At 50.3% G+C, this 13,397-nt stretch carries 15 protein-coding genes; 5 read left to right on the top strand and 10 right to left on the bottom strand.

From position 1 onward, the window contains the following. Positions 1-18 precede the first annotated feature (18 nt). From potI to ACJHW7_RS00820, 8 genes are all read right to left on the bottom strand, one after another. Positions 19-864 (bottom strand): putrescine ABC transporter permease PotI, encoded by an 846-nt coding sequence (gene potI, locus ACJHW7_RS00855; protein ID WP_001061658.1) that lies wholly within the window; start codon positions 862-864, stop codon positions 19-21. Then, the gene (potH, locus tag ACJHW7_RS00850; RefSeq protein WP_040234632.1) at positions 861-1,814 is read right to left on the bottom strand and encodes a putrescine ABC transporter permease PotH; all 954 of its coding nucleotides are present in this window, start codon (positions 1,812-1,814) and stop codon (positions 861-863) included. The genes potI and potH overlap by 4 nt, the downstream gene beginning before the upstream one ends. Positions 1,815-1,823: 9 nt before the next feature. Continuing rightward, positions 1,824-2,957, bottom strand: a complete 1,134-nt coding sequence (gene potG, locus ACJHW7_RS00845; protein WP_000996007.1) for a putrescine ABC transporter ATP-binding subunit PotG — start codon at positions 2,955-2,957, stop codon at positions 1,824-1,826. 94 nt (positions 2,958-3,051) lie between these two features. Further along, the gene (gene potF, locus ACJHW7_RS00840; protein WP_000126069.1) at positions 3,052-4,164 is read right to left on the bottom strand and encodes a spermidine/putrescine ABC transporter substrate-binding protein PotF; all 1,113 of its coding nucleotides are present in this window, start codon (positions 4,162-4,164) and stop codon (positions 3,052-3,054) included. Between the two features lie 350 nt (positions 4,165-4,514). After that, complete coding sequence (locus ACJHW7_RS00835) at positions 4,515-4,991, bottom strand: YbjN domain-containing protein (protein WP_000203025.1); 477 nt, start codon at positions 4,989-4,991, stop codon at positions 4,515-4,517. 87 nt (positions 4,992-5,078) lie between these two features. Beyond that, a complete protein-coding gene (gene rimK, locus ACJHW7_RS00830) occupies positions 5,079-5,981 on the bottom strand; it encodes a 30S ribosomal protein S6--L-glutamate ligase (RefSeq protein ID WP_000684321.1) in 903 nt (300 codons plus the stop codon). Between the two features lie 60 nt (positions 5,982-6,041). Next, entirely contained in the window at positions 6,042-6,764 is a 723-nt protein-coding gene (gene nfsA, locus ACJHW7_RS00825) for a nitroreductase NfsA (RefSeq protein WP_000189169.1), read from the bottom strand. Further along, a complete protein-coding gene (locus ACJHW7_RS00820; RefSeq protein ID WP_040234630.1) occupies positions 6,748-7,017 on the bottom strand; it encodes a YbjC family protein in 270 nt (89 codons plus the stop codon). Before ACJHW7_RS00820 ends, nfsA begins: the two co-directional genes overlap by 17 nt. Positions 7,018-7,176: 159 nt before the next feature. Between ACJHW7_RS00820 and grxA the strand changes: the two genes are divergently transcribed. After that, positions 7,177-7,434, top strand: a complete 258-nt coding sequence (gene grxA, locus ACJHW7_RS00815; RefSeq protein WP_001195231.1) for a glutaredoxin 1 — start codon at positions 7,177-7,179, stop codon at positions 7,432-7,434. A gap of 29 nt (positions 7,435-7,463) precedes the next feature. Here the strand turns inward: grxA and ACJHW7_RS00810 are convergent, their stop codons facing one another. Further along, positions 7,464-7,841, bottom strand: coding sequence for an inner membrane protein YbjM (locus ACJHW7_RS00810; RefSeq protein WP_000681108.1), 378 nt, complete (start codon positions 7,839-7,841; stop codon positions 7,464-7,466). Positions 7,842-8,110: 269 nt separating this feature from the next. Between ACJHW7_RS00810 and ACJHW7_RS00805 the strand changes: the two genes are divergently transcribed. Next, positions 8,111-9,796 carry an aspartate:alanine antiporter gene (locus ACJHW7_RS00805; RefSeq protein WP_001024876.1) on the top strand — a complete coding sequence of 562 codons (1,686 nt, stop codon included), beginning with the start codon at positions 8,111-8,113 and terminating at the stop codon, positions 9,794-9,796. A gap of 332 nt (positions 9,797-10,128) precedes the next feature. After that, positions 10,129-10,680, top strand: coding sequence for a serine acetyltransferase (locus tag ACJHW7_RS00800; protein WP_000353913.1), 552 nt, complete (start codon positions 10,129-10,131; stop codon positions 10,678-10,680). Positions 10,681-10,739: 59 nt separating this feature from the next. Here ACJHW7_RS00800 and rcdA read toward each other — a convergent pair whose 3' ends face one another. Beyond that, positions 10,740-11,276: a DNA-binding transcriptional regulator RcdA gene (gene rcdA, locus ACJHW7_RS00795; RefSeq protein ID WP_001297003.1), complete on the bottom strand. Its 537-nt coding sequence runs from the start codon at positions 11,274-11,276 to the stop codon at positions 10,740-10,742. An 83-nt stretch (positions 11,277-11,359) separates the two neighbouring features. On the opposite strand from rcdA, the gene ACJHW7_RS00790 reads away from it, so the two are divergent. Both ACJHW7_RS00790 and ybjI read left to right on the top strand, forming a co-directional pair. Continuing rightward, positions 11,360-12,568, top strand: coding sequence for an MFS transporter (locus ACJHW7_RS00790; RefSeq protein ID WP_000217879.1), 1,209 nt, complete (start codon positions 11,360-11,362; stop codon positions 12,566-12,568). Then, on the top strand, positions 12,568-13,380 hold the full coding sequence (gene ybjI, locus ACJHW7_RS00785) for a 5-amino-6-(5-phospho-D-ribitylamino)uracil phosphatase (RefSeq protein ID WP_021556632.1): 813 nt from the start codon (positions 12,568-12,570) through the stop codon (positions 13,378-13,380). Before ACJHW7_RS00790 ends, ybjI begins: the two co-directional genes overlap by 1 nt. Positions 13,381-13,397 lie beyond the last annotated feature (17 nt).

Below are 13,397 nucleotides of genomic sequence, written 5' to 3'. Positions count from 1 at the left end.
TGGCAAATTTTAGTGTCTTCAGCCACGTCTTGCACGCTGGATGTCGCGTATCCGCTGTTTTTCTGCGCGAGCCATCAGATACCAGGCGATAAATCCGACAATTCCGACCGCACCAAGGATCAATGTTGCCAGGGCGTTGATTTCCGGATTCACCCCCATCCGCACGCTGGAAAAGACCAGCATCGGTAACGTGGTGGCTCCCGGCCCGGATACAAAGCTGGCGATCACCAGATCATCAAGCGACAAAGTAAAAGCCAGTAACCAGCCAGAAATGATCGCGGGCATGATCATCGGTAGCGTAATGACGAAAAACACTTTCAGCGGCGTCGCACCGAGATCCATCGCTGCTTCTTCTATCGAGCGATCCAGTTCCCGCAATCTTGAAGAAATAACGACCGCCACATAAGCCGTACAAAAAGTGACATGCGCCAGCCAGATGGTGAGCATACCGCGGTCCGCAGGCCAGCCAATGGCATGAGCAAGCGCGACGAATAATAACAACAGCGACAAGCCCGTGATGACATCTGGCATTACCAGCGGCGCGGTGATCATAAAGGCAAAGCCATTTGATCCGCGAAACCTGCCAAAGCGCACCAGCACCACCGCCGCAATAGTCCCGAGGATCGCCGCCGCCGTTGCCGCACAGGCAGCAATTGTCAGGCTTAAACCAACCGCACTCATCATCGCGTCATCGCGCAATAACTCACCATACCAGCGCGTTGACCAGCCGGCCCACACCGTCACCAGCTTCGAGCTGTTAAACGAATAGATAACCAGCATCAGCATTGGCGCGTAGAGAAAGGTAAAGCCCAGCAGCAAAATCACAATCCGCCAGGGCGAACGAACTACCGGTAAATTATTCATCCGTGTTCTCCCACGCTTTTTTGCTGGTGTTTGTGGAACCACATTATCGGCACAATTAGCAGCAGCAACATGATGATCGCTACCGCCGAGGCCACCGGCCAGTCGCGGTTGTTAAAGAACTCCTGCCACAGCACGCGCCCGATCATGATGCTGTCCGGGCCACCGAGCAGTTCCGGGATCACAAACTCGCCCACAGCCGGGATAAACACCAGCATCGATCCGGCAATAATCCCACCTTTAGTCAGCGGCACGATCACAGTAAAGAACGTTTTCAGCGGTCGTGCACCGAGATCCAGCGCTGCTTCCACCAGCGAATAATCAATACGAATCAACGCAGTATAAATCGGCAGTACCATAAACGGCACGTAAGCGTAAACAATGCCAATATAAACTGCCAGATTGGTATGAAGAATGGTCAGCGGTTGATCGATAACCCCCAGCCACAGCAGAAAATTATTCAGCACACCGTTGTTTTTTAATATTCCCATCCAGGCGTAGACACGAATCAGAAACGAGGTCCACGACGGCAGGATCACCAGTAGTAATAAGATATTACGGGTCGAAGGCTTACTGTGCGCCACCGCCCACGCCAGCGGATAGCCGATCAGTAAACAGCAAATAGTCGAAATCGCCGCCACCTGTAACGACTGGAGATAAGCATCAAAATAGAGCGGATCGTCGGTCAGTTGCAGAAAATTACCGAGATTAAGAGTGATGGAAAGTTGCCCCTCAGCCCACTCCATCAGTTCGGTATAAGGTGGAATAGCGCGCGCCATCTCTGCCAGGCTTATTTTAAAGACAATCAGAAATGGCAGCAGAAACAGCAAGATCAACCAGATATACGGCAACGCAATGACCAGTTTGCGCCCATGCTTCATTTGCAACTGCGACAACCACAGCTTAAATCCGCCCGGCGGTTTCGACTGGGCAGCAGGTTCAAGTGTACTCATCTTTGCTCCTTAAACCGTAAGCACCACACAGCTGTCCACTTCCCAGCACAAGCGCACTTCGTCGCCCCAGGTCGGTAACCCTTTACGATGACGATGGGCGTTTTGTAGCTGGGCGCTGATCATCTGCCCACTTTTCAGACGAACGTGATACACCGAAAGATCGCCGAGATAGGCAATGTGTATCACCTCCCCCACCGCGAAGTTACAACCATTGGCGGGCGGCTCTTCGCAAAGCATGATTTTTTCCGGACGCAGCGCTACGTGTACCGGCACGTTATCGACTACTGAAGCATCCGCATCGACTTTCAGTGGATGCACCAGCCCCGGCGAATAAAGCACCAGACCATCTTCCTGACGCTCTTTGAGTACACCTTCAAAGACATTAACCGAACCGATAAATTCAGCGCTATAGCGGGTGGTCGGATGCTCGTAGATCTCTTCTGGTTCGCCAATCTGGACAAATTTCCCACGATTCATAATGGCGATGCGCCCCGCCATGGTCATCGCCTCTTCCTGATCGTGGGTGACCATCACACAAGTCACACCGACGCGCTCCAGAATATCCACCACTTCAAGCTGCATCCGGTCACGCAGCTTTTTATCCAGCGCGCCCATCGGCTCGTCGAGCAGTAATAGTTTCGGGCGCTTGGCAAGGCTTCGGGCCAGTGCCACACGCTGTCGCTGACCACCGGAAAGCTGATGCGGTTTGCGTTTGGCGAACTCCTGCATATGCACCAGGCCGAGCATCTCATTGACCCGACTGGCAATTTCCGCTTTCGGTAGTTTGTCCTGTTTCAGGCCAAAAGCGATGTTCTGTTCCACGGTCATATGCGGAAACAGCGCGTAAGACTGAAACATCATATTGATGGGGCGCAGGTAAGGCGGAACCTGTGACAAATCGACGCCATCAAGCATTATCTGTCCGGCAGAAGGTTGTTCGAAACCTGCCAGCATACGCAGCAGCGTGGACTTGCCACAGCCGGATGCGCCCAGCAGCGCGAAGATTTCACCTTTGTAGATGGTCAGGCTGACATCATCCACCGCATGTTGACCATCGTAGGATTTGGTCAGGTTGCGGATTTCTAATAGCGGCGTCAGCGCCTTACGGGTTTTCGCCTGCGGGCGAGGGATAGCGTCATTCACGGCTGCTCTCCGGCATTGAATGTGTGCAAGCGCACCATGATGGTGCGAATTGCCGGCGGGTGTGGTGCGCCCGTCCGGCATCTACGACTGCGGATTATTTTCCGCTCTTCACTTTGGTCCACGCGCGGGTGCGCACACGGTCGATTTTCGGATCCTGTACTTTCAGAGTGAACAACTTCGCGCGGACATCCGCAGGCGGATAAATACCCGGGTTATCACGGACTTCCGCACTTACCAGCGGCGTGGCTGCTTTATTGGCGTTAGCATAGAACACATGGTCAGAGATATGTGCCACCACATCAGGACGCAGCAGGTAATTCAGGAACTGATAGGCTTCGTCTTTATTTTTGGCATCCGCAGGCATGGCGAATACATCAAAGAACGCCATCGCCCCTTCTTTTGGAATCGAGAACGAGACATTCACGCCATTCTTCGCTTCCTTCGCGCGGTTTGACGCCTGCCAGACATCACCTGCCCAGCCGATAGCGACGCAAATATCGCCGTTTGCCAGGTCGTTAATGTATTGAGATGAATGGAAATAACGAATGTTCGGGCGCAGCTTTAACAGCAGATCGGTAGCCGGTCCGGTGTAATCATCCGCTTTAGTGCTGTTGGGATCTTTGCCGAGATAATTCAGCACGGTAGCAAAAACTTCTTCTGGCGCATCGAGGAAAGATACACCGCAGCTTTTCAGTTTTTCCAGATTTTCAGGCTTGAGGATCAAGTCCCAGCTATCGACGGGCGCGTTTTCGCCCAGCACCGCTTTGACTTTATCGACGTTATAGCCAATCCCGGTCGTCGCCCACATATAGGGCATAGCAAATTTATTGTCGGGATCGTGTTTGGCGACCAACTTCAGCAGTTCCGGGTCGAGATTCTTCCACTCCGGCAATTTGCTTTTATCCAGCGGCTGGAAAACTCCCGCTGTCAGCTGGCGTTCAAGAAAGCTTGCTGACGGCACCACCAGGTCAAAGCCGGTGCTCCCGGCCATTAATTTGCCTTCCAGTACTTCGTTAGAGTCGAAAACATCGTAGACGACTTTAATACCGGTTTCTTTTTCAAAGTTAGCCACCGTGTCGGGGGCGATATAATCAGACCAGTTATAAATGTGGAGTGTTTTTTGTTCAGCCGCGAGCGTGCCGACAGAGACGGCCATCAGAGCACCCGCAACCAGACCCGAAAGCCATTTTTTATTTAAGGCGGTCATATCTCTTTCCTTCTGAAAGTTCGTTAACAAACGAACAAAAGTTGTCACACTGAAAGATATGCAATAAACGTGCATATTTTTTATCGGCGCGGTGTAAGAAAAGAGAACTCTCTCCCGGCCAGCACTGCTCGCTATATAAAAGCATCGCAAGAATAACTTTAGCCAGGGTTTGAGACTATAGCTCGGATTAAAAAACGGTATTTAACAAATTTTTATGCGTATTTGCTCTATGTGATAAAGCCAAATCGACACAAGATAAGTGAAATAATCTTTAAGAAAAGGTTAAAAACAGCAGATAATTTTGCAGCGCGCAGTCACTGCGGCAGCGACTGCGTGCTCGAAAGGAGTTATCAGTGGAGGAAATAGTTTTCAGTAACGTTGTTTTGCCCTTCATCGTCAGTCGGTAACAGCAGTTGATGGGCATTAGCTTCAAGAATGACCATCGAAATCTGCTCTTCGCTCTGACGCACGAACCATGCAAACTGCTCATAGGTTACGCCCTGCATAACGGATAAAGACTGGCAAACCACCAGCTTTGGCAGATTATCATCCTGCATATCAAGAAATGCCTTCACGGTCAGCGAACTGGCATTGATGGCAGATAAATCCGCCGCCAGCGGCAATACGGCTGAAGGTCGGACTTCCGCCATGGCAGAAAACAGGATCGTGTTATCGATCAGATCGATTTTGGCATCAAAGACACCGTCGAAATTCTGCATATGGGGCAGATGCAGAGCCTGACAGTTATCACATTCAAAAAAACTCATCCCCAGGTCATCGAGCCATTGACGCAGCGTATCCAGACCAGGAACGACCAGCGATGTCATAATTTTGTACAACCTCTTTCGATAAAAAGACCGACACAGCTTACGCAAAAAGCGCAGGCAAAACTATGATCAGTAATGTGATTGCGACTAACCACCCGTTTTCAGGCAATATTCCGTCGTAGCGTGGCGTTCGATCCAGCGGATCATTTTACCCGCGATGTCGATACCGGTGGTTTTTTCTATTCCTTCCAGTCCCGGCGACGCATTCACCTCCATCACCAATGGCCCGCGATTAGCACGCAAAATATCCACACCAGCAACGTCCAGCGCCATCGTTCGCGCGGCTTTTATCGCGATTTCACGCTCCTGTGGTGTGATACTGGCGACGCTTGCCGCGCCGCCACGATGCAAATTGGAACGAAAATCGCCCTCTTTCGCCCGCCGTTCAATCGCAGCGACCACTTCATCGCCAACAACCAGACAGCGGATATCGCACCCTTGCGCCTCTTTGATATATTCCTGCACCAGAATATGCGCGTTCAGACCGCGGAAAGCGTCAATCACGCTTTCCGCCGCCTGACGCGTCTCCGCCAGCACGACGCCAATTCCCTGCGTGCCTTCAACCAACTTGACCACCAGCGGCGCACCACCGACCATGTCGATTAAATCGCTGGTATCATCCGGCGAATGCGCAATGCCCGTGACAGGCAGGTCGATGCCCTGACGCGCCAGCAGTTGCATGGAACGCAATTTGTCACGCGCCCGGGCAATGGCGACCGACTCATTGAGCGGATAGCTCCCCAGCATCTCGAACTGGCGCAGTGCCGCCGTCCCATAAAAGGTAATGGCGGTGCCAATACGCGGGATCACTGCGTCAAAATGGGGTAACTTGCGGCCTTTGTAGTGAATAGAAGACGCCGCAGGATTTATGTTCATGTAGCAAGAAAGCGGATCAAGAATTTCAACCAGGTGACCGCGCTGTATAGCGGCTTCACGCAGCCGCTTACACGAATAGAGCGTTCCATCCCGGGACAATATGGCAATTTTCACCCTGCACCTCTCTGTCAGACCTGGTCAAAAGCCCGCGTATCATACATCGACGTGGCGGTTTTAGCGCGTCGCCCAACCCTGTTTGTGCAAATAATCCAGAATAAATGGGCGGCTTTCTTTAATGATTGTTCGGCGGATATGATCGCTCCAGGTATCCCGGCGATTATTGCTGCCACGGGTGAGGTAATATTCCGCCAGTTGCTCGTCATACTGCGCCAGTGCGTCTTTATCCAGCGGTTGATAGCTGTTTTCATGCACCAAAATGGAGGCCGGTAAACGCGGCTTGAGATCCGGATTATCCGCAGGCCAGCCAAGGCACAGCCCAAACAGCGGCAGAACATGCTGCGGTAATTTCAGCAGTTTCGTCACCGCTTCAATATTATTGCGCAGGCCGCCGATATATACGCCGCCCAATCCCAGCGATTCCGCTGCGGTTAATGCATTCTGCGCCATCATTGCCGTATCAACGACACCGAGCAACAGCTGTTCCGCCAGGCCGAGCTGAGCATCCGGACAGATCTGTAAATGGCGGTTAAAGTCGGCACAGAACACCCAGAACTCCGCCGCTTGCGCTACGTGTTTTTGCCCGCCGGTCAGCGTCACCAGTTCTTCACGTAATGCTTTGTCGGTAATGCGAATAATGCTACTACACTGCAAAAAACTGGAACTGGACGTCGCACGGGCGCTGTTAATAATCGCCTCACGCTGCGCTTCGGAAATGGGTTCATCAGTGAAATGGCGAATGGAGCGATGGCCACAAATAAGTTCAATGGTTGGCGTCATTATCTTTTTCTCTTTCTGAACGTGAATATTGCGGTGGACGGTTCATCAGCTGTGGGGCAAGACGTTTTGCCACCTGAAGAATAACCACCACCGCAGCGGGAAGCATGAGCAAAACACCGAGAAAAATCATCAGAATCTGCACTTCTGGCCGAGAAAATGGCTCAGGCAGCGACAGCAGCGCCACCGCCAGCAACATCATTCCGATAAATTCCAGTATCAACACGCTTTTAGGCAATTTACCGATCGCGCGCATACGCTTCCCTCTGCAAAGTGAGCCTTCAGTCTAAAACTTTTCACTGTATTGTGTTTAACAGTTATAGCTTTTAGCAATTAATGCAACAGGTTAAACCTACTTTCAGCGAATACATTTTAGCGTGATCATTACAGGCATAAATCTATGAGGAGAGAAATAATGCAAACCGTTATTTTTGGTCGTCCGGGTTGCCCTTACTGTGTGCGTGCAAAAGATCTGGCTGAGAAATTGAGCAATGAACGCGATGATTTTCAGTATCAGTATGTAGATATTCGTGCGGAAGGGATCACTAAAGAAGATCTACAACAAAAGGCAGGTAAACCCGTAGAAACCGTGCCGCAGATTTTTGTCGATCAGCAACATATCGGCGGCTATACCGATTTTGCTGCATGGGTGAAAGAAAATCTGGACGCCTGATCGTCTGACAAGCCCTCGCGTTGAGGGCTTTACTGATTTTTTCTGTGCTGTGGTTTAAACAAACTACTGATAAATAAGAAACACAGTGCCCCCAGCGCACACCAGAACACCGCGCTTAGTAACCATGCCAGCTCTTGCCAGAATGAGCGGGTCGGTGAAAAAAACAGCCGCATAATAAGCATTGAACAGGGTGCCGCCAGCATTGCGCCAAATAGAGGTTTCAGGACTTCTCTACGCTGTGAAAAGAAACTGGCAACTGCTCCAGGAAGAATGAAAAACAGCAAGCCGATTTCAGGATGCCCGGCAGCCCGAAAAGCGCCTTTCATGTGCGTCGCCAGAAAAAGGCACACCACAATGAAGAGGACAAAACAGCAGATTGCCCCCGCCCAACGTTGTTTATGTTTCACTCGTTCCTCCTGACACTGCGTCTATCGAACACATTTTTCGCCAGTGTGGCGTTCAGTAAGATAAAGCCGCTTCGCATTCCATGCTAATATAGGCCAACGCAATTCATATAGCCGTTGATACCTAATGTGATTACACTAGTAAAATATATTGTTACTTTACTATCGTTTAGGTGCGCTGAATGAATCTGCGCCCTGAATTCTGGTAAAAAACATTATCGTAAATTACCATTTCTTTCAACAGCTTACTAGTAAACAAGAAGTTAGCCTCCGTGAATATAAACGTCGCCGAATTGTTAAATGGGAATTACATTCTGTTATTATTTGTGGTCCTCGCGCTTGGGCTATGTCTCGGAAAGTTACGACTTGGTTCGATCCAACTGGGTAATTCCATTGGCGTTTTAGTCGTATCGCTGTTATTAGGCCAACAACATTTCAGCATTAACACCGATGCGCTTAATCTTGGCTTTATGCTGTTTATTTTCTGCGTCGGGGTCGAAGCCGGACCGAACTTTTTTTCCATTTTTTTTCGCGATGGGAAAAATTACCTAATGTTAGCACTGGTGATGGTTGGCAGTGCGCTGGTGATCGCCTTAGGGTTAGGTAAGCTGTTTGGCTGGGATATTGGCCTGACGGCCGGTATGTTAGCAGGCTCTATGACGTCGACACCGGTTCTGGTCGGTGCTGGCGATACACTGCGTCATTCCGGCATGGAAAGCAGGCAGCTCTCACTGGCACTGGATAATCTGAGCCTCGGATATGCCTTAACCTATTTAATCGGTCTGGTGAGTTTGATTGTTGGTGCGCGTTACTTGCCGAAATTGCAGCATCAGGACTTACAGACCAGCGCCCAGCAAATCGCCCGCGAACGTGGCCTGGACACTGATGCCAACCGTAAGGTTTATTTACCGGTGATCCGCGCCTATCGCGTCGGCCCGGAGCTGGTGGCCTGGACCGACGGCAAAAATCTGCGTGAACTGGGTATTTATCGACAAACCGGCTGCTACATTGAACGTATTCGACGTAACGGGATTCTGGCAAATCCAGACGGTGATGCCGTGCTACAAATGGGCGATGAAATAGCGTTGGTAGGCTATCCCGACGCCCATGCCCGACTCGATCCCAGCTTCCGTAACGGCAAAGAAGTTTTCGATCGTGACCTTCTCGACATGCGTATCGTCACTGAAGAAGTGGTCGTTAAAAACCATAACGCCGTTGGCAAACGTCTCGCACAACTGAAGTTGACCGATCACGGTTGCTTCCTTAACCGCGTTATTCGTAGCCAGATTGAGATGCCGATAGATGACAACGTCGTGCTTAACAAAGGTGACGTTTTACAAGTCAGCGGCGATGCCCGCCGCGTAAAAACCATCGCCGATCGCATCGGCTTTATCTCGATTCACAGCCAGGTCACTGACTTGCTGGCATTCTGCGCCTTCTTTGTTATTGGGCTGATGATCGGGATGATCACATTCCAGTTCAGCACATTCAGTTTCGGCATGGGGAACGCTGCCGGGTTGTTATTCGCCGGAATTATGCTGGGCTTTATGCGTGCTAACCACCCGACCTTCGGTTACATTCCGCAGGGTGCATTAAGCATGGTGAAAGAGTTCGGCTTAATGGTGTTTATGGCAGGCGTTGGTCTGAGCGCCGGTAGCGGTATTAATAACGGTCTGGGCGCGATTGGCGGTCAGATGTTGATTGCCGGATTGATTGTCAGTCTTGTGCCCGTGGTTATCTGTTTCTTGTTCGGTGCTTATGTATTGCGAATGAACCGCGCACTGTTGTTCGGCGCAATGATGGGCGCACGCACCTGCGCGCCGGCAATGGAGATCATCAGTGATACAGCTCGCAGTAACATCCCGGCGCTGGGCTATGCGGGCACCTACGCAATCGCCAACGTCCTGCTGACGCTGGCAGGGACAATCATCGTCATGGTATGGCCAGGATTAGGATAAAACTGAAGTTGCCCTGAAAATGAAATTTTTTTGCACAACCGCAGAACTTTTCCGCAGGGCATCAGTCTTAATTAGTGCCACTGCTTTTCTTTGATGTCCCCATTTTGTGGAGCCCATCAACCCCGCCATTTCGGTTCAAGGTTGGTGGGTTTTTTGTTATCTAAATCCCCAAAATCTCCATTCTCTCCCCTGTCCAAAGCCTTATCTGACTGTCCTCTCTTCCAGAAAATCATTCTTTTTCGTACAAAGAACAAATAGTTATTGAGAAGCTTATTTAAAAACCTGAACAAAATCGGTAATATTCCTGGCTTTGCAATACACAGATTTTTTATATGGATATTAACGAGCTAAAAGAGTGCCTTCATCTGGAAGTCATTGGTAAAAGTAGGAAATTCACATGGCGTAAAGTCATTGTAAGGGCGATGAAACATCGGCGCGTTCGTTACTTATTCTGGTGGCGTATCGCTAAATACGGCCATGAGAAAGGTGGTTACTGGCGGAAAATTGCTGGCAAAATTGAGCGAAAAATCCTTGATAGTTATGACGTTAAAATCCCATTAGTCGTTGATATAGGCAAAGGGTTGGATATTTCATACTTAACGGGAGTTGTTATCGGTCATAACGTAAAAATTGGTGAGAATTGTTCCATCAAACCCGGCGTAACCATCGGCCTACGTGGCCATTTTGACGAAATGGATATACAGATTGGCAACAATGTCACCATTGGTTGCAACGCCTCCATTCTGGGCGGCAAAGTCTATATTGGAGATAACGTCACGATAGGTGCACATGCATTGGTTTTGCATGATATCCCAGAAAACTCCATTTTTATCAATAAAATAGAATACGAGATTATCCCGAAAAAAGTTATAGCCGAAATGTGATCGCCAGTGAGATGATTAGCGCTATCGAGGGAGGTGTTGCGTCTTATCGACCTCTGTAGCTACCCAGCAACCCTCTCAACCATCCTCAAAATCTCCTCGCGCGATAGCGGCTTACGGTCGGTGACAAAATGCAGCGTCATCCCCTCAATAAACGCATCAAGCGCGCGGGCGGTTCCGGGTTCAAACCATTGTTCGAGCGTTTGCTGACTGCGCTGCATCCAGTTTTGCATTACCGTTTTTAATAGCGGTTTTCGGCTAGCCAGCGCGTAGAGCTGGTACATCAGCTCCATGTTATCCGGCGTTGCCACCTGTGAGCTGTAGATCATATCGGTGATAGCCTGGCATGCGCCTTGAGCATCACTAACATCGCTAAAAAATGCCTGATATTGCCGGGACATGATCTCAGTAAAACTGCTGAACGCCTCCAGCAACAACTCATCAATTCCTGAAAAATAGTAGGTCATCGATCCCAACGGTACCCCGGCAAGGGTAGCAATTTTGCGGTGCGTAACAGCATGTATTCCGTAAAGTTTCACCGCCTCCAGCGTGGCCTGGATAATTTTTTCTCGCCGTTGCGGATCGTTAGCGCGACGCATGTCATTTCCTCTGTCTGCAATTGTGTACAAATGTACACAACCTTGCTAATGTTGTCTTCCCTCTTCTTATTTTGACGTGATCTATGACCGTAAATTCTTCACGTAATGCATTGAAACGCCGAACCTGGGCGCTGTTTATGTTCTTCTTTTTGCCGGGCCTGTTAATGGCGTCCTGGGCAACCCGTACGCCTGCTATCCGCGATATTCTCTCTGTCTCGATCGCTGAAATGGGCGGTGTTCTCTTTGGTCTGTCGATCGGTTCGATGAGCGGTATTCTCTGCTCGGCGTGGTTAGTGAAACGCTTTGGGACACGTAATGTCATCCTGGTCACCATGTCCTGCGCATTGGTCGGGATGATGATATTAAGTCTGGCACTCTGGCTGACATCGCCCCTGCTCTTTGCCGTTGGTCTCGGCGTCTTTGGGGCAAGTTTTGGTTCTGCGGAAGTGGCGATAAACGTTGAAGGTGCCGCCGTTGAGCGAGAAATGAATAAAACGGTTTTGCCGATGATGCACGGTTTTTATAGCCTGGGCACGCTGGCAGGCGCTGGTGTCGGGATGGCACTGACGGCCTTTGGCGTTCCGGCAACGGTGCACATTTTATTGGCGGCGCTGGTGGGCATCGCGCCTATATATATCGCCATTCAGGCAATCCCTGACGGTACGGGCAAAAATGCTGCCGATGGCACCCAGCATGGCGAAAAAGGCGTACCTTTTTATCGCGATATCCAGTTGCTGCTGATTGGTGTTGTGGTGCTGGCGATGGCCTTTGCCGAAGGTTCTGCCAACGACTGGTTACCCTTATTAATGGTTGACGGTCACGGTTTTAGCCCCACTTCCGGCTCGCTGATTTATGCCGGTTTTACCCTGGGGATGACCGTTGGACGCTTCACTGGCGGTTGGTTCATCGACCGTTACAGTCGCGTTGCCGTGGTTCGGGCCAGTGCGCTAATGGGGGCGTTGGGTATTGGGCTGATTATTTTTGTCGATAGCGCCTGGGTCGCTGGGGTGTCTGTTGTACTCTGGGGACTGGGTGCCTCGCTGGGCTTCCCGCTGACCATTTCTGCTGCCAGCGATACCGGCCCCGATGCACCAACCCGCGTCAGTGTGGTAGCAACGACCGGTTATCTGGCTTTCCTCGTCGGGCCGCCGCTGCTGGGCTATCTCGGCGAACATTATGGATTACGTAGTGCAATGCTGGTTGTACTGGCGCTGGTTATTCTCGCGGCTATTGTCGCGAAAGCCGTCGCCAAACCCGATACCAAAACGCAGACGGCGATGGAGAATAGTTGATGAGCATTAAATTAATTGCGGTAGACATGGATGGTACTTTCTTAAGCGATCAAAAAACCTATAACCGTGAGCGGTTTATGGCTCAGTATCAGCAAATGAAAGCACAAGGCATTCGCTTTGTGGTCGCCAGCGGGAATCAATATTATCAGTTGATCTCTTTCTTCCCTGAAATTGCTAATGAAATTGCCTTTGTGGCTGAAAACGGCGGCTGGGTAGTGAGTGAAGGCAAAGATGTTTTTAATGGCGAGCTGTCGAAGGATGCGTTTACTACTGTCGTGGAACATTTGCTGACGCGCCCGGAAGTGGAAATTATTGCCTGCGGAATAAATAGCGCCTATACGCTCAAAAAATATGACGATGCCATGAAAACGGTGGCGGAAATGTATTATCACCGTCTGGAATACGTCGATAACTTTGACAACTTAGAAGATATCTTCTTTAAGTTTGGCCTGAATCTTTCCGATGAACTAATTCCACAAGTACAAAAAGCATTACATGAGGCCATCGGCGATATTATGGTGCCGGTCCACACCGGCAACGGCAGTATCGATCTGATTATCCCCGGCGTACATAAAGCCAATGGCCTTCGCCAACTGCAGAAATTATGGGGAATAGACGACAGCGAAGTGGTGGTCTTTGGCGATGGCGGTAACGATATTGAGATGCTGCGTCAGGCAGGCTTTAGTTTTGCAATGGAAAATGCCGGCAGCGCGGTCGTCGCAGCGGCAAAATACCGCGCAGGCTCCAATAACCGTGAAGGCGTACTGGATGTGATCGATAAAGTGCTTAAACACGAAGCGCCATTTAACTAATAAAACGGCAGCACGCC

The sequence above is a fragment of the Escherichia sp. WS1152 genome (assembly GCF_046487665.1).
Classification (GTDB): domain Bacteria; phylum Pseudomonadota; class Gammaproteobacteria; order Enterobacterales; family Enterobacteriaceae; genus Escherichia; species Escherichia coli.
Note: the sequence above shows the minus strand (reverse complement) of the source record. Positions and strands in the feature narration are given on the sequence as shown.

Excerpts from the sequence above, each read along its gene's own strand:
- potI (WP_001061658.1), bottom strand. The coding sequence starts at position 864 with ATGAATAATTTACCGGTAGTTCGTTCGCCCTGGCGGATTGTGATTTTG.
- potH (WP_040234632.1), bottom strand. The coding sequence starts at position 1,814 with ATGAGTACACTTGAACCTGCTGCCCAGTCGAAACCGCCGGGCGGATTT.
- potF (WP_000126069.1), bottom strand. The coding sequence starts at position 4,164 with ATGACCGCCTTAAATAAAAAATGGCTTTCGGGTCTGGTTGCGGGTGCT.
- ACJHW7_RS00835 (WP_000203025.1), bottom strand. The coding sequence starts at position 4,991 with ATGACATCGCTGGTCGTTCCTGGTCTGGATACGCTGCGTCAATGGCTC.
- nfsA (WP_000189169.1), bottom strand. The coding sequence starts at position 6,764 with ATGACGCCAACCATTGAACTTATTTGTGGCCATCGCTCCATTCGCCAT.
- ACJHW7_RS00820 (WP_040234630.1), bottom strand. The coding sequence starts at position 7,017 with ATGCGCGCGATCGGTAAATTGCCTAAAAGCGTGTTGATACTGGAATTT.
- grxA (WP_001195231.1), top strand. The coding sequence starts at position 7,177 with ATGCAAACCGTTATTTTTGGTCGTCCGGGTTGCCCTTACTGTGTGCGT.
- ACJHW7_RS00800 (WP_000353913.1), top strand. The coding sequence starts at position 10,129 with ATGGATATTAACGAGCTAAAAGAGTGCCTTCATCTGGAAGTCATTGGT.
- rcdA (WP_001297003.1), bottom strand. The coding sequence starts at position 11,276 with ATGCGTCGCGCTAACGATCCGCAACGGCGAGAAAAAATTATCCAGGCC.
- ACJHW7_RS00790 (WP_000217879.1), top strand. The coding sequence starts at position 11,360 with ATGACCGTAAATTCTTCACGTAATGCATTGAAACGCCGAACCTGGGCG.
- ybjI (WP_021556632.1), top strand. The coding sequence starts at position 12,568 with ATGAGCATTAAATTAATTGCGGTAGACATGGATGGTACTTTCTTAAGC.